Origin of the sequence: Corynebacterium silvaticum (genome assembly GCF_004382825.2) — a bacterium.
In the GTDB taxonomy this organism is placed as follows: domain Bacteria; phylum Actinomycetota; class Actinomycetes; order Mycobacteriales; family Mycobacteriaceae; genus Corynebacterium; species Corynebacterium silvaticum.
This window is the reverse complement of record NZ_SDQO02000002.1, coordinates 371,973-395,644: the sequence shown is the minus strand read 5'-3', so window position 1 is coordinate 395,644 and position 23,672 is coordinate 371,973. Positions and strand designations below refer to the sequence as shown.

15 protein-coding genes, 1 tRNA gene and 4 pseudogenes are annotated in these 23,672 nt (G+C 53.8%); 9 read left to right on the top strand and 11 right to left on the bottom strand.

Annotated features, from left to right (window positions below; all coding sequences use genetic code 11):
* The first annotated feature begins 68 nt into the window (after positions 1 to 68).
* Together ET810_RS06020 and ET810_RS06015 are read left to right on the top strand one after the other, a co-directional pair.
* A tRNA-Pro gene (locus ET810_RS06020) sits at positions 69 to 145 on the top strand.
* A gap of 333 nt (positions 146 to 478) precedes the next feature.
* Complete coding sequence (locus ET810_RS06015) at positions 479 to 1,888, top strand: DUF4185 domain-containing protein (RefSeq protein ID WP_087453261.1); 1,410 nt, start codon at positions 479 to 481, stop codon at positions 1,886 to 1,888.
* On the opposite strand, the gene ET810_RS06010 is transcribed toward ET810_RS06015, so the two are convergent.
* Positions 1,885 to 3,318 (bottom strand): hypothetical protein, encoded by a 1,434-nt coding sequence (locus ET810_RS06010; protein ID WP_087453260.1) that lies wholly within the window; start codon positions 3,316 to 3,318, stop codon positions 1,885 to 1,887. The genes ET810_RS06015 and ET810_RS06010 overlap by 4 nt on opposite strands.
* A gap of 184 nt (positions 3,319 to 3,502) precedes the next feature.
* Between ET810_RS06010 and ET810_RS06005 the strand changes: the two genes are divergently transcribed.
* The 6 genes from ET810_RS06005 to ET810_RS05980 are packed head-to-tail and all read left to right on the top strand — an operon-like array spanning position 3,503 to position 9,483.
* Positions 3,503 to 6,493 (top strand): DUF4040 family protein, encoded by a 2,991-nt coding sequence (locus ET810_RS06005; RefSeq protein WP_134316139.1) that lies wholly within the window; start codon positions 3,503 to 3,505, stop codon positions 6,491 to 6,493.
* Positions 6,494 to 6,952, top strand: coding sequence for a cation:proton antiporter subunit C (locus ET810_RS06000; RefSeq protein WP_046095439.1), 459 nt, complete (start codon positions 6,494 to 6,496; stop codon positions 6,950 to 6,952).
* Positions 6,952 to 8,490, top strand: a complete 1,539-nt coding sequence (locus ET810_RS05995; protein WP_087453258.1) for a monovalent cation/H+ antiporter subunit D family protein — start codon at positions 6,952 to 6,954, stop codon at positions 8,488 to 8,490. The genes ET810_RS06000 and ET810_RS05995 overlap by 1 nt, the downstream gene beginning before the upstream one ends.
* A complete protein-coding gene (locus ET810_RS05990; protein ID WP_014525246.1) occupies positions 8,490 to 8,909 on the top strand; it encodes a monovalent cation/H+ antiporter subunit E in 420 nt (139 codons plus the stop codon). The genes ET810_RS05995 and ET810_RS05990 overlap by 1 nt, the downstream gene beginning before the upstream one ends.
* Positions 8,909 to 9,175 (top strand): cation:proton antiporter, encoded by a 267-nt coding sequence (locus ET810_RS05985; RefSeq protein WP_087453257.1) that lies wholly within the window; start codon positions 8,909 to 8,911, stop codon positions 9,173 to 9,175. Before ET810_RS05990 ends, ET810_RS05985 begins: the two co-directional genes overlap by 1 nt.
* On the top strand, positions 9,175 to 9,483 hold the full coding sequence (locus ET810_RS05980) for a Na+/H+ antiporter subunit G (protein WP_087453256.1): 309 nt from the start codon (positions 9,175 to 9,177) through the stop codon (positions 9,481 to 9,483). The genes ET810_RS05985 and ET810_RS05980 overlap by 1 nt, the downstream gene beginning before the upstream one ends.
* 55 nt (positions 9,484 to 9,538) lie before the next feature.
* Here ET810_RS05980 and ET810_RS05975 read toward each other — a convergent pair.
* From ET810_RS05975 to ET810_RS05950, 5 genes and pseudogenes are all read right to left on the bottom strand, one after another.
* Positions 9,539 to 10,483 (bottom strand): annotated as a pseudogene (locus tag ET810_RS05975) (hypothetical protein).
* Positions 10,483 to 11,106, bottom strand: a pseudogene (locus ET810_RS13335) (hypothetical protein). Before ET810_RS13335 ends, ET810_RS05975 begins: the two co-directional pseudogenes overlap by 1 nt.
* 14 nt (positions 11,107 to 11,120) lie before the next feature.
* A complete protein-coding gene (locus ET810_RS05965; protein ID WP_087453255.1) occupies positions 11,121 to 11,855 on the bottom strand; it encodes a hypothetical protein in 735 nt (244 codons plus the stop codon).
* Positions 11,856 to 12,075: 220 nt separating this feature from the next.
* Entirely contained in the window at positions 12,076 to 12,777 is a 702-nt protein-coding gene (locus ET810_RS05955; protein WP_087453254.1) for a hypothetical protein, read from the bottom strand.
* A gap of 236 nt (positions 12,778 to 13,013) precedes the next feature.
* Positions 13,014 to 14,552, bottom strand: coding sequence for a catalase (locus tag ET810_RS05950; RefSeq protein ID WP_087453253.1), 1,539 nt, complete (start codon positions 14,550 to 14,552; stop codon positions 13,014 to 13,016).
* Between the two features lie 147 nt (positions 14,553 to 14,699).
* On the opposite strand from ET810_RS05950, the gene ET810_RS05945 reads away from it, so the two are divergent.
* Positions 14,700 to 15,263, top strand: a complete 564-nt coding sequence (locus ET810_RS05945) for an RNA polymerase sigma factor (protein ID WP_087453252.1) — start codon at positions 14,700 to 14,702, stop codon at positions 15,261 to 15,263.
* Positions 15,264 to 15,331: 68 nt separating this feature from the next.
* Here the strand turns inward: ET810_RS05945 and ET810_RS05940 are convergent, their stop codons facing one another.
* The 5 genes and pseudogenes from ET810_RS05940 to ET810_RS05920 all read right to left on the bottom strand — a co-directional run bounded on the left by ET810_RS05940 (position 15,332) and on the right by ET810_RS05920 (position 23,582).
* Positions 15,332 to 16,363 carry an aspartate-semialdehyde dehydrogenase gene (locus ET810_RS05940; protein WP_087453251.1) on the bottom strand — a complete coding sequence of 344 codons (1,032 nt, stop codon included), beginning with the start codon at positions 16,361 to 16,363 and terminating at the stop codon, positions 15,332 to 15,334.
* 304 nt (positions 16,364 to 16,667) lie between these two features.
* Positions 16,668 to 19,188: pseudogene (locus tag ET810_RS05935) on the bottom strand (DUF5979 domain-containing protein).
* Between the two features lie 421 nt (positions 19,189 to 19,609).
* A complete protein-coding gene (locus ET810_RS05930) occupies positions 19,610 to 20,875 on the bottom strand; it encodes an aspartate kinase (protein WP_087454819.1) in 1,266 nt (421 codons plus the stop codon).
* A gap of 228 nt (positions 20,876 to 21,103) precedes the next feature.
* Entirely contained in the window at positions 21,104 to 22,654 is a 1,551-nt protein-coding gene (locus ET810_RS05925) for an ABC transporter permease (protein WP_134316137.1), read from the bottom strand.
* Positions 22,651 to 23,582, bottom strand: a pseudogene (locus ET810_RS05920) (ABC transporter ATP-binding protein). The gene ET810_RS05925 and the pseudogene ET810_RS05920 overlap by 4 nt, the downstream one beginning before the upstream one ends.
* Positions 23,583 to 23,672: the final 90 nt, after the last annotated feature.

Here is a 23,672-nt window from a genome sequence, read left to right as displayed (position 1 = left end):
GCATTTCGCGCACCATCTGCAATTTTGCTGTTTCCCGCGTTGATCAACTAAAGTATGTCCAGTATCGACGGGATATGGCGCAGCTTGGTAGCGCGCTTCGTTCGGGACGAAGAGGTCGCAGGTTCAAATCCTGTTATCCCGACCACTGAGAGCAGGCTAGTGATCCACTTGTGGATTGCTAGCCTGTTTTTCTGTGCACTGCTCTACCGCCCCACCACCGACAGACCCTGCATTTCCATAGACAAAAGCCCCAAATCATGCCACAAAAAGCCTCTTTGTCTATGGAAATGCAGGTTGCCCGGCTCAGCACCCCAAGGTTTTGTCGTTTTTGAGAACGGTAGAAAAACCCACCTGGGCTTTTACCCACCACACCGCCGCTAGCGTTCTCAAAAACAACAAACCACCGTGACACAAAAATATCAGCCTTTATTACTGGTATGCTCATTTATTTCACGTGAAGCATATAGAAAGGCATGTAATGAGTATGACCTGTCGAAAAGCGTTGACGGTTGCTGCCCTCATCACTGTTAGCTCGTTCACCAGCGTAAGTACCGGACACGCCATCGATTTTGGGAAAATCACGAGACTGCCTTCCGCTTTATTCTCCGGCTCCTCCGGTTCTTCTGGCTCCTCGGTCCCAGACGCTAAGCCCGCCCCGCAGCGCCCAAACCGGATCTCCGAAGGACTCACGGTCACCATGCTCGACGATCTCTTTGGGCGCGGTAAATCCGATAAGTTCGGCATCCTTTCCGGCGACCTAGGGGAAATGGTCCGACTAGCCAAGGACGGCAAAGAATTTGCCATCATCTTCGGGGATTCTTTCACTGGCGAGCGCCTGCAAGGCGAGTGGAAAAGCCCGATCGGCGTGGTGGCCAAGCTGGGAGAGGACGGAAAAATACAGATCCTTCGCCCACTCAACGAGGGCGACAAGGCCGAGCAGCTTATCGAGTACGAGCACAAAGACCGCCTCACGCTCCTCCCCTCGGACGTCATTAATATCGACGGAACAATCTATATGCAGGCCATGTGGCATAAAGGTTTGGGCAACGTCATAAGTACTCAGATCTGGAAGTCCACCGATTTGGGAAAGACCTGGTCTAGCGTCAACGAGATACCCGCTAGTTACATGAATGAGTTCGGCAGCCTTCTCTCCTGGGAAAACGGCGACGACGGATACGTGTACATGGTCTCCTCCAAGTTTGGCCGCGCGCACAGCGTCTATCTCACCCGCTTCCGCCCCGACCAGATCAGCGATGAGCAGCAGTGGGAGCACTATGACCCCACAACAAGCACCTGGTCCACGCATACCGAGGGCGCGCCCCTCACACCGATACTCAGCAACTCGGTGAAAGCCGGCGAGATGTCCCTGCGCCGAATCGAGGGGCACTGGGTACTCAGCATGTTCAATGAAGAGACCTGGGCCATCGAGGTGCGGATCTCCGAAAAAATCGACCAGAGCTGGGATGATATTAAGCCGGCTCACGTGGTGGTCGCTGGCACCGGCGGCTGGGGCGCCAAGCAAAGTGAGAACAACTTCACCCAGCTCTACGGCGGCTATATCACGCCTTTTTCCACTCTCGCCGACATGAATATCGTGGTGTCACAGTGGAATACCTCCAATAACAGCCGTTATAACTCCACGCAGTTTAACGTCAAGGGCTTGGATAAGTTCTTCAACGTCACGCCTAAGCTTGCCGACGCCCAACCGACGCCGCGGGCAGTCACCGCTTCCCCCGAAGGCACGGCAGATCAAAGCGTCATCGAGGTCTCTGAGGTAACGCCAGTGGATCCGGGCAAGGCCGCGACACCAGAGCATGAGATCCTAGAAAGCGTCGCGCCGGTAGAGGTGTTACCCCTTACCGGCGCACATGATTCAGAGAAAAACTAGTAGGTGACGTCCTCGGGTGCCGCATGAGAACCTGAGGTCTCGCGCCTGCCCAGCAGCTTCAGCGATACTGCCCCGGCGGCTGCTAAACCAGCGGTGACCAGGACGGCAACCCAGAGGGCTGGGGAGTTTGTCCCGTTGCCGAGCGAACTTAGCGCCAGCGTGGGGTAGTTCAACGGCATAAGGTTCACCAGTGCCTGAGTTGTTGTACTGATCTGCGCTGTCGCCGCAGAATTCCATACCCATCCCACGATGCCTACCTGTGCGATAATCCCCACGAGCGCAGCAAGGTAGCCCCATGTAGCACCAAACGCACGGATCAGGACAGCTGTGCCCAGCCCAGACGCTAAGACAAGCAAGGCACATATGCCAGCGGCTGCGGTCGCCTCCGCCGCGCCGAGCTCGGCACCCAGGATCGCCACGAGTGAGCCTCCTAGAGCTGCAAGCGCTATACCTCCAACAAGGCTCACTACCCATGCTCGGCCACGTCCATAGGTGCCGGCGGCAAGCATGACTCCTGCGGCGATGAGGAATGCATACATTGGGGCAAGAGTTTTGGTTATCCCAGCTTCTTCAGCTTCGGGGGTTCCAGCCTGGATGACAGGCAGCGCTCGGGATACTGAGCCCACACGATCTTGGTTTGTTTTGGCCATCCCGTCGACTTTTTGAGCGCCCTGATCCAGCTGCTCTACGCCTTTGAGGGCCTCGTCTACACCGGCTGCGAGCTCGTTAAGCCCTGCGGAAAGCTCTTTGGATCCTTTGGTGGCTGAGTAGATGCCGTCGTGGAAGCCATAGCCCGGAACGTGCAGCTGGTTGGCGAGCTCGCGGGAGCCATCGCGGAGTTTGGTCAGCTGGTCGGTGATGTTTTTGTCCACCTGGAAGGTGTCTACCTGGCTGCGGAAGTCTTCCAATTGTGGCTTGAACTCCGCGGCCTTGGGGTCTTTGCTCTTGGCTATGTCTCCGATGGTTCGGTCAATCGCGCCGAGAATTTGTCCACGAACGGCTTCCAGTGCAAAGAGCTGCCCCACTGCCTGGTCCACACCGTTGGCGATCTCCGTCGCACCATTTCCCAGCTGGCCGGTAGCCGCCTGAAGTTGGTTCATGCCGTCGGCAAGCTTTGCGGCGCCGTCGCGGGCTGCGGTTGTTCCTGCGCCGAGTTGCTTGGAGCCGTCGGCAAGCTTTGCGGCGCCGTCGGCAAGCTGTTTGGTGCCGCCTTTGAGTAATCCTGCTTGGGCGCCTGCTTCGCCAGCGGCGCGGCGAGCGTCGACAAGCGCTGCATCGTCATGCACGGCAGGGGCCCCGGCTGATTCTTCCCCCGTGGACCAGGAACTGGCAAGATCATAATCAGTGCTCACTGCGTACACAGTGCCGGCGATCAGTGGAGCGGCCAGAAGAATAGCTGCGCTGAGGTGGCGAACGGCAAATCGACTCATACTATAAAAATGTACTTAGCCAGCTGATTTTTCGGTTAACGACCCACCGAAACACCCCAATACGCATGCAAAACTTCTACACCGTAAGCCCCACCTGACCATAGTAAACACAACAAACACTGGTAACGTGAAAAAAGTTGACCAAAACCTAAAAATTCCCCGAATCTGTGGGTGTGAGTGATCTGTGACCTTATTGTTAGTTCTCGTGCTGGCTGCCTTTACGGTATCCTGCGCGCCTGTAGCCGTCCGGGTCTGCGATAGAAAGGCAGGGTGGCCCTTAGCGGCCCTGTTGCTCATTGCGGCCGGACTCCTTTGTAAAGAACTCCCTGCCATCCTCGATGAGATCCCTCTCATCTGGACATACACGTGGATACCCGACGCCCTTGGCAACGGCATCGACATACAGTTAGCTTTGCGTGCCGATGCCCTCAGCGTTTTCTTTGCGCTCCTCGCCCTTGTTATCGGCTCCATTGTCTTTATCTATTCTGCGTCTTATCTCCCCCGGAAAACGGGGAATACCAGCTTCTTCACCCTGATGACTGCATTCATGGCGGCCATCCTCATGCTGGTGCTTGCCGACGACGTCTTCACCCTCTTCATCGCATGGGAGCTCGTTTCTCTTGCTTCCTTCATGCTCATCGCCAGGTCTGGCGGCAGCGGTGGAGAATTAGGCTCGCAACGCACACTGATATTGACGTTTATCGGCGGCCTTACCCTGCTGGTGTCTATGGCAATCGCCGCCACCCAAGCGGGAACCACTAATATCCATGAGATTCTGGCCTCTGACTTCTGGTCGGAAAAACCAGCGCTCACCACTGTGCTCGGCGTGCTCGTTGCGATCTCCGCGTTTACTAAATCCGCGCAGTTCCCCTTCCACTTCTGGTTGCCTGAGGCTATGGCAGCCGCTACTCCGGTTTCTGCGTTCCTTCACGCCGCAGCCGTGGTGAAGGCCGGCATCTATGTGTTAATGCGCTTCAGCGCTGTGTTCCATAACAACCACACGTGGAACCTCCTGCTGATAACGGTGGGAATGCTTACCGCTGTTATGGCGGCATTCTTTGCGATCCAAAAAACAGATCTGAAAAAGCTCACCGCATACTCCACTGTTTCCCACCTTGGCTGGATCGTGGCCACCATCGGCGTAGGCACGCCTTTCGCTTTGGCAGCAGCACTAGTGCACACGCTCGCGCACGCGCTGTTTAAGTCGTCGCTCTTTATGCTTATCGGTGTCATCGACCACCAAACCGGAACACGAGATGCATCCCGTTTGGGCTCTTCCTGGCGGCAACTACCGTTTACTTTTGGATCCGTCGTCCTGGCGGCAGCATCCATGGCCGCGGTGCCTCCGATGCTGGGATTTGTGTCCAAAGAGGGCCTGCTCGCAGCCCTGAGCGAAGCTCCCCTAGGCAAAGCTGGAATCATAGCTCTCCTGCTCACGGCAGGCGTCGGCGCGCTCTTTACTTTTACGTACTCCGTACGCATTGTTGCCGATGGCTTTATCGACGGCGACCGCGATATGACGCACGTCAAAGAAGCCCCTGTCTCGCTGTGGCTTCCCGCAGCGATCCCCGGTTTGCTCTCCCTGCCGCTGGCGTTTGCCCTCAGTTATCTTGATGGGCCTATCTCCGAGGCCGTGGATGTGGTGGTGGATGATCCACACACGCATCTTGCCTTGTGGCACGGCATATCGATTGCGTTCATCATCTCCATGGTGGTGTTTGTGTTGGGAATCGTGGGAGTTATCTTCCGCAAGCAGATTTGGTCGGCTTTGGGCAGCCGTCCGCTATTCCCAGCCAGCGGCAATGACGTACTCCGCCTCATGAATGAAGGTTCTTCTCGCCTGGGTCGCTCAATGGGCAAGATGGCAGACTCCATCGCCCCTACCCGCCATCTGGCGTATATGTTCCTGGCCATTATAATTTTCGGCGCGTTCTACGTGCTTCCGGGACTCGTGAGCGGCGGAGTGGATGGTATCCCGGTGCCTGCCCGCATCTCTACGGATCGCTGGTATGACGCTATACCTTTGGTCATGGTCTTGCTCGGAGTGATCGCGCTAGTTCGCACCAAAAAACGCCTAAGCGGTGTGGTTCTGGTCGGCGTGGTCGGCGCAGGTGTAACGCTGCAGGTCTTCATGCTCGGTGCTCCCGACGTCGCGATGACGCAGTTCATGGTTGAGGCGCTGACCGTAGTCATCATGATGATGGTGGTGCGCCAGCAGCCAAGTCACTTCCATAAACCTCGCAAGAGCCAGAAAGCTCTCGGTATTGCGATGGGAACCGGAGTAGGCCTGTTCGCTTTCCTCTCGGTCTGGGTACTGTTGTCGCGCCACGAACGCAGCGAGCTAGCCATGTGGTACCTCAACGAGGCCCCCAAGATTTCTGGTGGGGATAACGTGGTGAACACCATTCTGGTTGAATTCCGTGGGTTTGATACCTTGGGCGAGCTCTCGGTCCTTGGCATGGCCGCTATCGTGATCGCGGCAGTGATTACGTCCATGCCTCGCTACCCCTTTGCCAAAGACACCCACCCGGCTCCTTTTGGCGGCGCGGATCTCAATGCGATTCTGCTTCGTGTCCTGCTTAAAGCGCTGGTGCCAGTGCTTGTGGTGCTGTCCGTCTTGATCTTCTGGCGAGGCCATAATGCACCAGGCGGCGGTTTCATCGCAGCCCTTGTGGCAAGCACCGCAATGATGCTGAGCTATCTCTCGTTCCCTCGTGACAAACACATTTTCCCAGTACGAACTCCCATTTATCTCACGGGCATAGGAATTTTGACCGCCATCTTTGCAGGTTTCCTCGGCCTGACCCACGGTTCCTTCCTCTACGCGATTCACGGGCACTGGGCCGGACAGCACTGGACCACCTCCATGATCTTTGACGTCGGTGTGTACCTTGCTGTGCTGGGCATGGTCAGCATGGCCATCAACGCTCTGGGTGGTTACCTTCGCCCCGGCCTGGATTACGAGAACCTGAACTACAACCGGGAGGATTCACCTTTGACTCCCCTCCCCAAGGTGGGCCACCTGGATGACTTTGGGGCCGAGCCTCACCTGCCTCCTTCTGAGCCGGAGCGTGTTCGTTTGGCCAAGAAGGCCGAGCTTGCGTTCAAGGCTCTCCGGGAAGATAACGACCGACATCTCGACGCTGCATCATTCACCGCAAAGGAGGAGAAGTAAGTGATTCTCGCACTCACAATCGCCATCCTTGCCGCCGGTGGTGTGTACCTGGTACTCCAGCGCGGCATGCTGCGCATCGTCATCGGTATGACGCTAATTAGCCATGCCGCAAACCTCATTATTGTGGCTATCGGAGTGCCAGCGTGGCGCGGCGAGCCTTTCCCCAGCATCACCGATCTCAGTGTGGCTGCTGATCCTGTCCCTCAGGCGTTTGTCCTCACAGCCATTGTTATTGCCATGGCAACCACCACGTACATGCTTACGTTGTCTGGCCTGGGCCGCTCCGACGATACCGAGCCGGAAGAAGTGGCCGACGAAGATTCGCCATTGCAGACACTAGGGCGATCCACCACCAACGCTGAGCTCGCGGAAGACGAGGCGCACCTCGTACGCGAACGCGCCCGCCGCGCGCGACAGAACTCCGCGGATGATCACACAGATAACAAGGAGGCTCACTAATGGATTACGTGCTTCCATTGTTTGTTGGTATTCCGCTTGCTCTGGTCGCGGTCGCAGCGATCGCGCCGTGGCGTGTGCTCCGCGATGCCCTCGCTCTTATCACGCCGATAGGAACCGGAGCCGCAGGTGTGTGGCTGTTTGCCTACGTATCCGAGCACGGAACCATCGCTCACTCTGTGGGTAAGTACGTTGGCGGCGTAGCTATCCCCTTTGTTGGTGATCATTTCTCAGCGATCATGATCATCACATGCTCTGTCGTGGCCTTTGCGTCCAACTGGTTTGCCATTGTTGTCGGTGAGACTCGGTCGCGTTTTTATTCCTCTCTATCGCTCATGCTGCTCACCGGCGTGATGGGCGCTTTGCTCACCGCCGATCTCTTTAACTTCTTTGTGTTCATTGAGGTCATGTTGCTTCCGAGCTATGGCCTGATGGCAATGACCGGCACCTGGGCACGCCTCAGCGCTGGCCGCACGTTTGTGCTGGTCAACCTGGCTACTTCTACGTTGCTGCTCATCGGTGTCGCCATTGTTTACGGTGTTGTCGGTGCAGTAAACATTGCAGCGTTAGCGGGAGCCGCCGCTGGCAACGGCCCTGTGACGGTAGCCATGGGTATCGTCGTCGTGGCCATGGTGGTCAAAGCGGGTATTTTCCCGGTTCATACATGGCTGCCACGTTCTTACCCCGCAACTTCCTCCAGCGTGATGGCGTTGTTCTCTAGCATGCACACCAAGGTTGCTGTGTACATGCTGATGCGCATCTACGTGGTGATTTTTGATCTGGATACCCGCTGGATCTGGCTGATTATCACGATCTGCATCTTGTCCATGATCGTGGGTGCGTTCTCGGGCTTGCGTGAAAGTGCCATGCGCAGGGTTTTGGCATATCAGATGGTCAACGGCATGCCGATGATCCTTGTTGTCCTTGCTTTTGCCTCTCACAATGCCAAGACCGTGATTGCAGCAGGCATTCTCTATGCTTTGCACCACATGATCACTGTGGGCTCTCTGATTCTCACGTCCGGCTCGGTCGAGGAAACCTATGGCACAGACAAGATGTCTAAGCTCTCTGGAATCGCCCATCGGGACCCGTGGGTGGCTGCGGTCTTTGCTGCCGGCGCGTTCTCCGTTGTTGGTTTCCCGCCGTTTTCTGGACTCTGGGGCAAGGTCTTCCTGATCTTGGGAATCGCAGATTCTGCATCATGGCAAGCCTGGCTGGTCATCGCGATCATTATCCTGGCTAGTTTCGGGGCGTTTCTCTCCATGCTGCGTCTCTGGCGCGAAGTCTATTGGGGTGCTCCGATGAATCCGCAGCGCATCCCCGAAAGTCTGCGGGTACCGTGGTTGCGCTTGGCCCCCGGCGCTTTCCTCATCGTTGTTTCTTTTGGGATGTTCCTGTTCGCAGGCCCGCTCGTGTCTGCTACAAACGACGCATCGGAGTCGCTTCTCGACGTCAACTCCTATTCCACCGCAGTCCTCCACCAAGGCGAGGACGCGCCGGTAGGTGTTGCCACTAACACCACGCTGCAGGGAGGCCGCTAATGCTACATGCCATCAAGTACACATTTTGGCTTATTGGCCAAGTTCTCATAGCAGGTTGGGTCCTGACTAAGGACACTCTCACGGGCAGCAAGAACTTAGATCCTTGTGTGGTCCGTTACCCCTTGCGAGTAACAAAAGATTGGCAGATTACGGTTTTTGCGGCGTCGATCACGGCCACCCCGGGAACCATGTCGATCACGTTGGAGGAAGACGACTCCGCTGAGTCCTCTGGCCAGCGCTATCTTCTTGTTCACGCGGTTGCCGGCGCTGACCCACGTTCTGTGCTCGCAGATCTTGCTCATATGGAAGAGACTCTTGCACCTCATGTGAAGGGTCTGCATCCTGACTTTGCTGCAGTTCTTGACCAGGCGACTTGGGAATACCCCTCGCCTAAACCAGTGTTTAAGGAGGACAACTAATGTTTCTCATCGCCTCCTCTATTGGCATGGCTGCCACCACGCTAGGCATTATTGCCACGATTATTCTAATGATCCGTACCAAAGATCAGCTCACCCGAGCCGTGATCTCAGACATGGTGTTTTACTCCATGATCGGCTTCTACATGATCTGGCGCATGGTCAACCACACACAGATCAATTATGAGATCGCCCTGCTCGCTGCGTTGGTTGGTGGCATCTTGCCCACGATGTCGGCAGCGCGCATCATCTCGAAGGGACGTCGCTAATGTTTTATGACTTCACAGCAAGCGCGTTGATTCTCATAGCGTCGTTTTTGATCATCACCACGCTCATCGCTTTGCTCCGGGCTCCAGATGCTCTTACCCGAGCGAATCTTATGGGTACTGCGACAAGCATCGCGCTGCCTCTTATCCTGATTGCTTCCCTTATCAATGACATCGGCAATGGCACTTTCTGGTGGGGAAACCTGGTTCGTGTCATCATCACGATCGCTGGTTTGCTCATCGTCCTAGCCGTGGGCAGCTTCCTCATGGGCCGTTCCCTCTACGGGATAGCTAAAGAACAACAAGACTAAAAAAGATCCCCGGCTTAGTCCTTCCTCTTAGAAGTGCACTAAACCGGGGATAACTCTAGCTAATGGCTTTGAGTAGGCCTGCGATGGTGTACATCGCCTCATCGACATAGCCCTTGAGTTGGGGATCTGAAAGCCCCACGGTGGCGTCGCAACGCGCGCGAATAACCATCCGCGCTGCGGACTGTCCCAGATTCTCCGAAGCTGCTTTTTGCCCGTCTTCATCGAGAACAGCACAGATAAGATCCATGGAGTCGTTGAACTGCGCCGTCGCGTTTATCAGCGCTGCAATATCGTTGGGGCCGCTGGCTGGTAGATCTTTAAAGCTAGAGATCTCCAGGATGCGGGCGGTCCCTGTTGGGGTCTCCACTGGATGAACCTCTGCAACAAATTCTCGCCCCTTCACGGTCATATGCGCAGTTTTTTCAGACACCTCCCCGGAGTACAGCGCCGCAACCCGATCCGCTGTCATCTCAGGTGTCTCAAATTCCGGAGTGTCTAGGTGAGCTGGAATTTCTGCGAAGAGCGGGTGCTGCTCAGGTGGCTCTGGAACGTCAAAGTTTGTCCCAAACATGTCGTCATACAGCGCTGAAGCCTCGGGCAGCACGTCTTGAAGCGCCGCTTGAACAAAGCGAAGATACTGATCAAACGTTGCTCCGTCCTCGGCGCGTAGTCACGTGCGGCACACAACTGCTGTGTGCCCTTTGGAGGTGTCCACGCGGAAGACACCGGTAGAGGAATTCACGTTCAGCATGTGTGCGCCCACCACCGCATGCATAGTGTCTTCTTGACTGAAGGTTAACGGCCATTCGATTTGAGCGTGATACAGGCTGGGATCGTTCCAAAAGTAAACCGTCAGGTCTCCTAGCGTCACCACGTTCACTTCTCCGCCGTTGCCGTCGGGAGCAATATCTGGGGAGTATCCCAGCGCCATAAGCGCCATCCGGATCACCGGAGTCTGCGGTTGCTGCTGTTTTTTCTTTCCAAACCCAAAGAATCCCACTAGTCCCACCACACTTTCAGTATCAGGGAGCCCGTCTGGCCCCGGAATAACAACAAGTTCGTCGCCCGCTGCGGCAAGCGTTGCGACGATCTCCTCACGGTTTCCTCCCGGATCGCCCACGCGAACCAGCATTGTGGCTTCAGTGTCTTCTGAAAGTGCCACCAACTCCATCCCCCACCTCTTGTTCCAGAAGTAGAGCATCCGAGCAAGTTCCCACTCCAGGGCAACATTCACGCAGCCCTCCCACCGAGTAAATAGCACTACGCTCCAGGAGAAATCCCCAATTTCTACGGGGATCCCCGCAAGGTCGGCGAGTTCGCTATCTGTTTCTTCAACAACGGGATATGTGACATGAGAACCCGGCTTAACTGCCTCAAGGTATCCCGACTCCGGCAAATCAAACGATTGGGCCGCCTCCGCTACCGAGCAAGCTGCAAAAGAGCCAATGGACTCAACAATCTCAGCCATATCGCCTTCAACAATCTGATCTTCCAAGGATTCTGCTGCGGAGTCTGAAATAGTCACGTGCCCGGGGGCAAAGGACAATGATGCTGCGGTGGGAACAAAAGCTCTTGATCCGCGCAGACATCAATTCCGATAGAACCGTTATTCCACTTAGCCATGTTCTCCTGCTCTCTCAGTACAATCCCTGATCAACCAACCACTGCATATGGTCAGGGCTAAAGCCCATCATCTTCTGCCGTTCTTCAAACGGGCGAAAATCTTCATACAGCAATGGTGCATTGATATACGAGTTATCTTTACGCTGCAGCTCTTTAAAGATGGCCTGCCGACCTACATGGAATTTGGTGTCAAAGACTTCTAAACCCAAATTTTTTCCCCAGCCATCAACAACACGATGGTTAAACCACTCATACACCGGACGCTGAGGATCAGGACGGAAAGTGGGGTCGGGTCCCCATCCGTTCCAATCGAGATCAAGGTGGTTGTATGTCTTCCGTCCGAAAGTTTTTTCTTTTTCAAGCCATAAATTCACCGCGAACTTAGTGAGCCCCTGCGTACCGAGTTCGTTCGATGCCCATAGAGATCTGCGAACATCGTCATAAAACCTACTTTGTTCTGCTAAGAGCCACCCCGCCTCAACATGAGGTCCCCAGCTGCACGACAAAAAAGTAGGACGCAATCTTCCATGTGCAGGAAAGAAAGGGTCTTCTAGGAAGATTGCGCATGCGATCACGGAGAAAGTTTGAGGCATACCAAATCCATCAGCATCGCTTATTTTCTCAATACCGGAATACATCGTTGAACCGGCTCCCAACAACACGTAGTTTGGCCGATTAATCTCCGAAAAATACGACATCGTATGGTCGATGTAAGGATCAATAACCGCAACCCAATCCGGATTCGCCACTTCCTGGATTAAGACATTCCCGTATTCCCAGCTACGTTGTAGCTGTAGCCATCTCTCACGTCCCCCCCCTGTCCCACTTCAAATAGAGTTGCTGGGAATTGATCATCAAGGCCGTCTATGTATTCACGGACATACCCCATGAACTGATCAAAGGACATATTTATATAGTAGATTTGGGAATCTAACGGCTGCGTTTTCCGCATATCAACTATCGACATTATTAGTCAGACCTTTGCAGAATAGTCATTTTCCCCGAATAAAAATTCAAATCACGCAGCCTTATATCCAGGCGTTCTAAATAGCAAAGCATCATATCTGGATTGAATCGCTCTTTTTTCAAACGACGACTATAAAATTCAGGCTCTTCAAAATCGAATATTACGCCGTTTACTCCACGCTCATCATTCGAGGACCTTTCAAAATTCCAGCCCTCTACGTTCTCGCAAAAAACACTAAGTCTGGCTGGATTAATATAAAAATCCCCTTCGCCAAAATAGCCACCGCAAGGGTAATCAAGTTTTGAATAGTTAAAGCTACAGGAATTGTAATCTGAAGCTTGACTAACCGATACAACCTCAGAGTTTTTGACGACTGGGAAGAGTAACCCTCCAAAAGCACGATTTCTAGGAAGAAATGCAATCGCAGAGTCCGCAAGTTCATTCACGCCCATAACTGCGATCCAACACGGATTCTCCGTCTCTACGGTTATAAATATCCTTCCACCTTGCGGAATCGCATGAACAAAATTCCCTGATTTTACTGTTAGATCATATCTGGAGGGAAACTTTCGAGTTGTCCCCTGGTTCACGTTTAGTTGATCCCATGCATACTCAACAGCGCTCTCATACGGAAGATTCACAAACTGAACAAGGCCACCAATTTTATCCTTATACTCAGGGAAAATATCTTCTTTAAACTTCATTACACCTCCCCAATCATGTGGAGTAACCACCGCTTCTGGATTTGAGTACTTCTGTAGACATAAAGCTCAACCGTTAAAGGGGAAGCTAACATGTTCTGGTGGCAAATACGCGGTTTTGAAAAACCTTCACCCAAAAGTGTCCCGATCAAGCCACCCAAGCCCAAAAAACGCCTATCCCATCGAACTTCGCGGGGAAGCTCGTGGGATAGGCGTCGTAAAGCTTAAATGCTTAGTTGTTACTTCTTGGTGGCAAAAACCCGCTTAATTTCTGCGCCAAGGTTCTCGTCGACCTGAGTCCAGTACCAGTAAACTCGTTCCTCAACCTCTGGAGAAATACCGGCCATAGCGTTGGTAACGTTGTCTACAAAGCGCTCTTTCTCTCCGTCATCAAAAACCTCACGGTAGAGAATTCCCGCCTGGATAAAGTCATCATCCTCAGCATGCTTTACATAAGCCGCACGGGTGAGATCCGTGCCATGAGGATCAGGATTAACAAAAAGATCACTGGCCTGACCATAGGTAACACCCGAAGAAGACGTCTCACCATCGTCGAGGTAACCAGCACCCTTGTCATAACGATTTGGCGAATACACCGGCGCATCTGCCGGGTTAAACTGATACGCCATCGGACCCTCATGCTCATAAGTATTCACTGGAACCACCGGCTGGTTGATCGGCAGCTGACGGTAGTTTGCACCAATACGCGTGCGCTGAGCATCTGCATACGCAAACGCACGAGCCATCAACATACGGTCAGGCGACAGTCCTACGCCTGGAACCAAGTTCGACGGATCGAACGCCAACTGCTCGATCTGCGTGAAGAAGTTCTTTGGGTTGCGGTTGAGAACAAAGTATCCAACGTCGACCAGCGGGTAGTCCTTCTGCGACCAGGTCTTGGTCAGGTCAAAGGGGTTCCAACGGTAGTTTTCCGCGTCCTCAAAAGGCATGATTTGGACCTTGACGTCCCAGATGGGGAAGTCGCCGTGCGCGATAGCATTGTAGAGATCCTCGCGATGGTGATCAGCGTTCTTGCCCGCCATCTCCTGAGCCTCAGCGTCGGTGAAGGTATCCCAGCCCAAGCGAGACTTGAAGTGGTACTTCACCCATACTGGCTTGCCCTCCTCGTTGATCCACTGGAAGGTGTGGGAACCAAAACCATCCTGGTGGCGGGAAGTCTTAGGAGTGCCACGATCACCCATGAGGTATGTCACCTGGTGAGCAGATTCAGGGGTGCGGGTCCAGAAATCCCACTGCATGTCCGCATCGCGGAGGCCGTTACGGCCTAGGCGCTTCTGGGAATGGATGAAATCCGGGAACTTAATGGCATCGCGCAGGAAGAAGGTAGGGGTGTTGTTACCCACGATGTCGTAATTGCCGTCCTGAGTCCAGAAACGCAGCGCGAACCCATGCACGTCACGCCAGGTATCTGGGGAACCTTGCTCACCAGCCACCGTGGAGAAGCGGATAGCCATCGGGGTGACGGTGCCCTTTTGGAACAGCTTGGCCTTGGTGTATTCCGACACGTCTTCGGTGATGTGCAGCTCACCAAAAGCGCCGTGGCCTTTAGCGTGGGGGTTGCGCTCCGGGACGCGCTCGCGGTTGAAGTGGGCGAGCTTCTCAATCAGATGAAGGTCATTAAGAACGTTAGGGCCCTGAGGCCCAGCGGTGATGGAAATGTTCTCACTAGGAACTGGCTGTCCGCCTTCGCGCGTTGTGTGAGCAACAGACCCAGTGCGCTCTCCGGCACTGATGATGGGATCGACTGGTGAGTTCATGGAAATTCCCTCCTTTAAGGGCTGGCTTGGAACTTGGAATGAGTCTTAAGTTAAAAATAACCTTACATTGAAAACTAAAACCTTGCAACAGATTTTTATTGAGAGGTTCACCTTACAACTCTTGTTTAGGTGGTAAAGTCCTTAGTTATGAAGGACTCGGAACGCGACGATCGCGTCACCCAACTGGCACTCGCTGCCGGCCGCGGCGACAAAACCGCACTCACCGAGTTCATCCGTGAGACCCAAAATGACGTCTGGCGCTTACTCGCCCACCTAGGTGGCAGCGAAATCGCCGACGACCTCGCACAGGAGACGTATCTCCGCGTCATGAGCGCACTCCCCCGATTCGCTGCGCGTTCATCAGCACGAACATGGCTGCTCTCACTGGCACGCCGCGTATGGGTGGACAATATTCGCCATGACATGGCCCGCCCTCGAAAGTCTTCCGCGGAAGTAGAAGACCTCGACCCCGCGGTACTCTCCACCAATGGCGAAAACACCTGGTCCGACTGGATCGACGTGCGTTTGCTTATCGACGCCCTCCCCGCTGAACGTCGTGAAGCCCTCATTTTGACGCAGGTGCTCGGCTACTCCTACGAGGAAGCAGCAAAAATCGCCAACGTCCGCATCGGCACTATTCGTTCCCGCGTAGCTCGCGCCCGTGCCGACGTAGTCGCTGCAGCCGGACGCCCCAACGCTGCCAGCGCCTAAATAACGAACAAGCGCGGCACCCTCCTTGACTATGAGGAAGTACCGCGCCTGCAACAATTACGCTTTGCTTACACAAGCAACTCCGCAATCTGAATAGCATTCAGTGCTGCGCCTTTGCGTAGGTTATCGCCGGAAACCACGAACACCAGGCCTTTGTTGTCATCAACCGTTTGATCCTGGCGGATGCGGCCAACCAGAGAATCGTCACGACCTGCAGCAGCAAGCGGAGTAGGTACGTCTACTACCTCTACGCCGGGGGCGTCGATAAGCACTGCCCGTGCTTCATCAGGAGTAATAGCTTTTTCAAATTCCGCATGCACCACCATCGTATGTCCTGTGAAGACGGGGATGCGCACACACGTGCCCGCCACTTTGAGCTCAGGAAGTCCCAGAATCTTACGCGACTCATTGCGCAACTTCTGCTCTTCATCGGTCTCATTCAGGCCGTCATCAACCAGGTTACCTGCAAAAGGAAGCGCATTGTACGCAATCGGAGCAACATAAGGACCGAGTTCCTCCGGGGCCTCCACGGAGCCATCGTGAACCAATTCCACGCAACGATCGCCGATCTCAGAGGTCTGCTTGGCCAGCGTCTCCACACCAGCAAGACCCGAACCGGAAACCGCCTGGTAGGAAGCGACATGCATCTTGGTCACCGACGCAACGTTGTGCAGCGCCTTGAGCACCGGCATGATCGCCATCGTGGTGCAGTTCGGATTAGCGATGATCCCCTTGGCCAGGTTGTCTTTATCCTCCGGGTTAACCTCGGAAACAATCAACGGCACGTCAGGATCTTTGCGCCATGCGGAAGAGTTATCCACCACAGTGGCACCGGCAGCGGCGAACAAGGGAGCGTACTGCCGAGAAGTGCTGCCACCAGCGGAGAACAATGCAATATCAATGTCCTTGAGTGAGTCCTCGGTCTGAACCGCGAGGTCTTCCACCTCAATGTCTCCACCGTTGAACTGCAACGTAGTTCCAGCAGAACGCGCAGAGGCAAAAAAACGCACCTTGTCTGCAGGGAACTTTCGCTCCTCGAGGATCGAACGCATTACTCGGCCAACCTGGCCTGTTGCACCCACGACGGCGACAGTAGTCATAGTCAAAGTTCCCTTTCTTTTGCTCCGGGGGTGTTGCGTTTCATTGTGCAACACCCACCACTAATTACCGAGCCTACACACAAAAGACAACCCGCCATAGCCCCACCATAACCCCATAATTGACCCTTATAACGCGATAGCGGATCCTCGCAACACCACAATAGCCGTTGCGTTTTAGACCCTCTCATTTCCTACGCCTTCCGCCGGGGCGGGTTAAGGGATGCTAGAGAACGCCAAAGGAGGCGAAAGATTTCCCCTTCACCTCCTTGAATAGGATGGCCGCTTATTTACAAGCTAAACAATCCTATGAGTTGTTACCGCGCCTGCGGAGGAATACTCCCAACAGCACAAGTAGTGCAGCGATAACAACAAACATCCATACGCTAGCGCCAGTGCGAGCCAAAACCTTCTTCGCTTTCTGCGGCTTTTTCTCAGGAGACTTGGGGGCAGGCTGATGTTCCGACGGCTTCTGCGGTGCAGGCTGTGGAGCTGGCTGCGGCGCAGGAGTCGGATGCGGGAACAACGGCAGCAACGGAATGACTACCAGTGGAATGAACCATGGGAAACCAGGCTTGGAGTATGCGTTGGTTACGCCAACCTCGTACACGTTGGATGGATTCTGAATGGTGATTTGACCATCATTGGCAATCCGATGTGTCCAGGTGGTTCCAGGGATACTCGCATCCCGCTCGGTAATGGTGCACTTGGTGCCCGCCGGGAAGGACTCCGGAATCTCAGCTTCGCCTTCACCAGTAATGTTCACAGTGCCTTTAATAGCTTCATTATTTAGGACACAGCTGTAATCGAAAGTAAAGCTCTTGTTCTTTGCCTTATCCTTCGCCGGATCATCAAGCTTCTTCACAATCTTGAGCTTGCTGTCTTCATGCGTGTAGGTATTTGTCGCAGAAACAATCACGTCTTGTTTGTCTTGAGTGATCGTGAATTTCTGGTTCTCCCATTCAGTAGTCAGCTTTGCGCCTTCTACCTTGGCATTCAATTCTTCGACAGCGCACTTAGTGCCCACCGGGAATTCACGGTCAATTTGTACTCTGCCCTTACCGTTAACAATGCGGACGGTCTCAGCTCCTTTTACCTCGCCACACTGCCACGTGAACGTAAATTCTGTTGGCGTGACGATCCCCGCTGATACATCCACAATCTTTTCAATCGTGAACGTTCCCTTGTGCTGGCGGTAGTTATTCTTTGCAAGAATGCTTACCGACGACTCACTTTCAGCAGGAATCGTGAACTCAGCGGTCTGGCCCGCCACAGGCTTTCCATTAACGCTTAGCTCTACAGTCCAGTCAGTGTCTTTAATAGGAGCTGCAACTTCTGTGACCTTACAAGTAGAACCCGCCGGAATGTTGTTGACCTCCTTCGGGGTTTTCTCAGTGACCTCAGTAGTGTTTGTTATAACAGCGCCGGTTGGTGCAGTGCAGGTGTAGTTAAATGTGAAGACTTTATCTTTCTGGCCTGTGTCAAGGCCATTAACTATCTTCTTGATGACGAACTTACCCTTCTTAGCTTCTGGCTTATTGGGGTAAGTGTTTGTGACCTTTATCTTGAGACTAGTGGAGCTGTTCTTGTTGAACTTCACCGTTACGCCATTTTGAGTTGGTACAGTATATGCAGGCTGACCTGTACCTTCATCTGTTATTTCAAATTTAACCCCAACGCCCTCAGGGACATTCTTTTCTGTAATAGAGCATGTCGAGGAAGACTTCTGCGTGTAAGTACTTGAGGTTTCACCTGCTGCAACGGAAATATTCTTCGTTTCATTGCCGCACGTGTAATCAAACTCGAATTTGTGGCCTTGCTGGGGTGCAGTTTCGCCTACGGCCTCTTTCTCGATCTTAATCTTGCCCTGGAAACCTTGACCTATGCCACCTGCGGCGCCACGGTCTACAGTAGCTTCCACTTTCTCAATTTTATCAGAAGCAATCTCAACGGTCGCCCTGTTCGTAATGAACCGAGAAACGTCATCATTGATAGGTGTTTCAAGTCCAATAGTCAGTGATTGTCCAGCCGTCAGATACCTTCCATGCTCATCCGGTACCATACTGACAATTACCCCACCGTTTTGCTCCTCACACTTCCAGCGATTTGAGTCAATAGGGGTATCACGCAGCACAGTATGTGGGTAGGGCGTGCGATCAAACACCGTCACATCGGAACATAGAATCAACAGCTGAGTATTTCCAACATCTTTGATTACAACGGGAGTATAGATATCAGAGCTCACTGTTTCCACATAAATATTCCAGCGCGCAGAATCAGGTCCAGGGTCATAAACTCCAGTTTTTGCTGTCGACTGCTCAAGTCCGCCAATTCCTATTTCGGGTGTTTTCCCGCTAAGAGTTCCGCTCCCCTTACACCCTGAAAAGTTAATGGATACTGCGTATTGGATTGTGCAGTCGTCCTATCCCACTGAACCGTGAAAAAGCAGTACCTGAAATATCACCATGCGTGTTGGCATACTCGGTTAGAGTAAAAGTCCATGTTTTTGCAGAGTCATCCCACGTACCTTTCGCTACTTCCTGCCCGCCAGAGGTAGAAAGTATCAATTCATTCTTACCCAAGCGAGAAAGCTCATTAGGAAGTTTCAAGGTAAATTGATCACCGGCTTTCGCTCCGGAGTCAACTTTCCAGGCAAACTGAACATCTGCACCTTCACCGTAATTGCCAACAAACATTCCGTCTTTGATGTTGATTTCAGTCTTCCATTTAATATCGCTAACCTCGCCCTTGCATTCCGTTGCACCAGCGGAGGGAACATGAGGGGAAACTATTAGCCCTGCGCAGACAATGCCAACCATCATTAGCATGACCAGTCTGCGAATTAGGGAGCGTTCATAAAACGCGAATCGATCATCTTTACTCTCTATCTTATTTTCTACAAGGCACCTGAGGGCTTTCCCAATCGAGAGGCTTCACACGATTAGGGCAAGTACCCAACGCGGATATCGCATAAAAGTCCTGATATGCCATATCCCCGTCGACTGATTGGGCAACAGCCCCACAGTCACTGAAAGATAAGAGTAACAGAAATAATACTAGGTTTTTTAAGACTCAAAGACCTTTTTCATGGAATTTTCTTATCTTTTTGCTTAAAATAATCTTTTTATGGCGTGAACCAACCTGAAACCAGAAAGGATTCCTGTCAATAACCTTAAAAGTAAAAAGGGCCCCTTTGTGTACATGTACACAAAGGGGCCTTATAAGACAGTTTCTTAAACCACTCCCCGCTTACCGCCCCGTCCCAGCGTAAACTTTAGCTTCTTCGTCCCCACCAAGCTCGAACTTTTCGTGGAGAGCCCGCGCTGCTGCGGGCAGGTCGGTTTCGCGGATCAGCACGGAGATGCGGATCTCGGAAGTGGTGATCAACTCAATATTGATCCCCTGATCGCGGAGGGCTTCGCAGAATTCTGCGGTAACGCCTGGGTGCGATTTCATGCCGGCTCCGACGAGGGAAACCTTGCCGATCTGATCGTCGTAAAGCACGTTCTGCCAGTCGTTCTGTGGCTGCAGGTTGCGTAGTAGCTCCATGGCGTGGGGGCCGTCGGCACGCGGGCAGGTGAAGGTGATGTCCGTGCGATTGTTTTCCAGGGAGGAGATGTTTTGCAGGACTGTGTCGATGTTGATTTCGGCGTCGGCAAGCGCACGGAATACCACCGAGGCAGCACCGGGCGAATCGGGGATGCCCAGGACCGTGATCTTGGCCTCGGAGTTATCAGTTGCTACGCCAGAAAGTACTGCTTCTTCCACAGGAATATCCTCCATTGATCCGGCAACTAGGGTTCCGGGGTCATTGCTATACGACGAACGAACGCGCAGGGGCACGCCGAATGCACGAGCATATTCGACGCTGCGCAGGACAAGAATTTTTGAGCCACTAGCTGCAAGTTCCAGCATCTCTTCAAAGCAGAGTTGATCTAGCTTCCGTGCATTGCTCACGATGCGTGGGTCGGCTGTGTACACGCCGTCTACATCTGAATAGATCTCGCATACGTCAGCGTTGAGCGCTGCAGCAAGGGCAACTGCGGTGGTGTCCGAGCCACCGCGTCCCAGCGTGGTCACATCTTTGGACTCGCGGTTGACTCCCTGGAAGCCAGCGACAAGACAGATTTTGCCTTCATCCAGCGCTTCGCGCACGCGTCCCGGAGTAACGTCCACAATGCGGGCATTACCGTGGCGCTCAGTGGTAATCACGCCTGCTTGCGAGCCGGTAAAGGATTGGGCTTTCGCACCAAATGATTCGATCGCCATGGCCACAAGTGCGTTGGAAATGCGCTCTCCTGCGGTAAGCAACATGTCCATCTCACGCGCAGGTGGTACTGGATTAACCTGGGATGCGAGGTCGAGAAGTTCATCGGTGGTGTCTCCCATCGCGGAACACACCACGACAACGTCGTTGCCTTGCTTTTTAGTGGCCACAATCCGCTCGGCGACGCGACGAATTCTTTCCGCGCTTTCCAGCGAAGAACCTCCATATTTCTGGACGACAAGTGCCACGGGCAACGCCCTTCCCGGAGCCATCTGTACTGGATGCACCCCTAGATCAAGACCATACGATTGTGAATAACTATCATACAGTCTATTTTCCACGCCGCAGTAAACAGGCGGCACGATCACGTGGTTGATCAAAGATTTTTTGAAAAACCACCTACATTTTTACACCTTCCCGGCGCGGCATAAAGAGAAAAGTACTGTCGCCCACATTACTTTCCGCGTTCCCTCGGCTTACCCATGGATTACGTGCGTCTCTAGCACACCCCACACGTGTGAATCGGGTTCCATCACGTGGGGTACATGATGAAAAGGGCTAAAAGCCATTGTCCAGTCGGGGGCTTTAAACGTGGGTCCAAGGATGGTGATGGAGAAAGACTCAAGCACTCCAATCCATGCCGCAATCGCAAACCTCGGGCGCGCACCTACTACCACCGCAGCAATTCCTATGATGGGCCATGTTGCTACCGACGTCACCACAGCCTGAATAAAGGCATCCGAGAAGTGAAGCCCAATATCAGCACGCGCACTCAGCCACGCCACGAGGACACCAGCGGTGAGAAGGCACACAGTGCTTGTTGCTATTGCGGCAACAAGCGTTACCGCAAAGTACCGGAGTCGGCTAATTCCACCGGTGAGAATCGGCTCAATCCTTTGGGTATTCTCTTCCGAGACTATTCGCAGCACCACTTGGACTCCTGGGATAGCAGCAATGATCCACAACATGCTGAGCATGGTCACCGCAAAGTTGTTGACCAATTGTGCTGGTTCTACAGCGCCGCCTGCCATCATCGCAGCCATTGCGGGGCTCGAAGCCAGTAGGTCTTTGACAGACCCGATGAAGTATCCAAAGATTACGCCTAAAGCCACAAAAGCTATTACCCAGGTAAATGCGGGCGTTTTATTGAGCCGCCAGGCCAGACCCTCTGGGTCTCGCAGCGAACCATGGGCCGGTCCTGGTCGCGCTGGGATGATGCCTTGCCCAAAGTCGCGTCCAGATGACAAGCCGAAGGCCACAGCTGTCACAATGACGGTAAACACCAATGCGCATAAGAGCGGCCACCAGTGATTGTCCGTGGCGGGGCGAGTTTCATCCAACCAACCGAGCGGGTTTGCCCAGTTAGTCCACGCAGGTGCTTCCAGTGATAATAAGAATCCTCGAAGGATAAAGAGCACAGATAATGTGCTCAGCGCTAGGGTGTTTGCAGCTCGGGCGGTGGAACCGAGTTGTGACGCGACCGCTGCTACAGCGTTCATCATCCACCCGGTGGCGGCAAACGTGGCCGCAAGCAATAACGTGGCATCAGCTTCTGCTCCGCAGAGGAGCGTGCACACTGCCGTTACCACTCCAATCAGCGTTGACCCTATGATTCCCAGCAGCACGGCCACGGCCAGTCGGGCGCCACGTCCCATAGCCCCGGAGGCCAGTAATTCTGCTTGCTCAGAATCCTCTTGCCCCCTGGTTGCTTTGGTCACGGCAAAGATGGCCGCGATACCGGTAAGAAAGCCACCTAGGGTAAAGGCCCGCCAGGTGTTGAATCCCTCGTTGGTATAGAGGTTTCTCGCGGGACCGAAGATGAGTCCTAAGGCCGGGTTTCCACCAATGGTGGCATCTAAGACCGCCCGGTCTTCTCGATGAGGAAACATCCACGCATAGGCAAGAATTGAAGAGGTAGACAGCATGGTCACTATCGCGATCCACGGAATAAACCTTTTCAGCTCATGGCGCAACGTGGCTTTGAGCAGCACACCTGTGCCTACCAGAGGGCGTGTTGTCCTGATCATTGCCCCTCACCTGGCCCTGAGTCTTCCCCATACAGGTCTTTGAACAGGCTTTCCAGAGACGGCGGCTCCACCGTCAACTTATCGATGCCCAACGGAAGTACTCGTTCCAACACTGCCCCGACCTGATGTGGCGGGACGCTAACTGTGAGGGTGTTCCCAGTAATATGCGCGTACTCAGGGCATTCTTTGGAGTCCGGTACGTGGCGTAGCACCGCAGTAATGGTGGTCGCAGCGCTTTGTTGTAACTCGTCTAGTGTGGCGGTTCGAACGATGTGCCCCGCTTTAATAATGCTCATTCTGTCCGCTAACGCCTCTGCCTCCGCAAGGATGTGACTGCTCAGAAATACCGTCGCACCTCGGCCTTTAGCTTCACGTACAACATCCTGGAACATGCCTTCCATGAGGGGGTCGAGGCCGCTGGTGGGCTCGTCTAAGATCAGCAGCTCCGCGTCAGACGCTAAGGCCGCAACAAGCGCCACCTTTTGGCGATTACCTTTAGAGTATTGTCTCCCCTTCTTTGTCGGGTCGAGCTCAAAGCGATCTATGAGCTCCGCCCTGCGCTGCACGTTCAGCCCGCCCCGGAGAGAACCTAAAAGGTCGATAGCCTCTCCACCACTCATTCCGGGCCAAAGGGAAACGTCGCCTGGCACATATGCGAGCCGGCGGTGCAGCGCAACAACGTCTTTCCACGGGTCGCCACCCAGTAGTTTTACTTCTCCCGCGTCGGCCTTGAGCAGCCCCAACAGCACGCGAATGGCTGTGGACTTCCCTGCTCCATTAGGCCCCAAAAAGCCGTGCACTTCTCCGTGAGCAACGGTCAGATCGAGTTGATCGAGTGCTTTAAAAGACCGAAACTCTTGTCCAGATTCCGGACACGGATAACTTCTTCGCTGGTTTTCTGTGCAGAAGTACCCTTGTGTGCTGCCATTTTCTTCTCCCCTACTGTGGAGCCGACCTTGGATGTTTTTACGGTAGCACCGCGATTCAACACTGGGGGCTTTAATTCATCTTCTTCTAC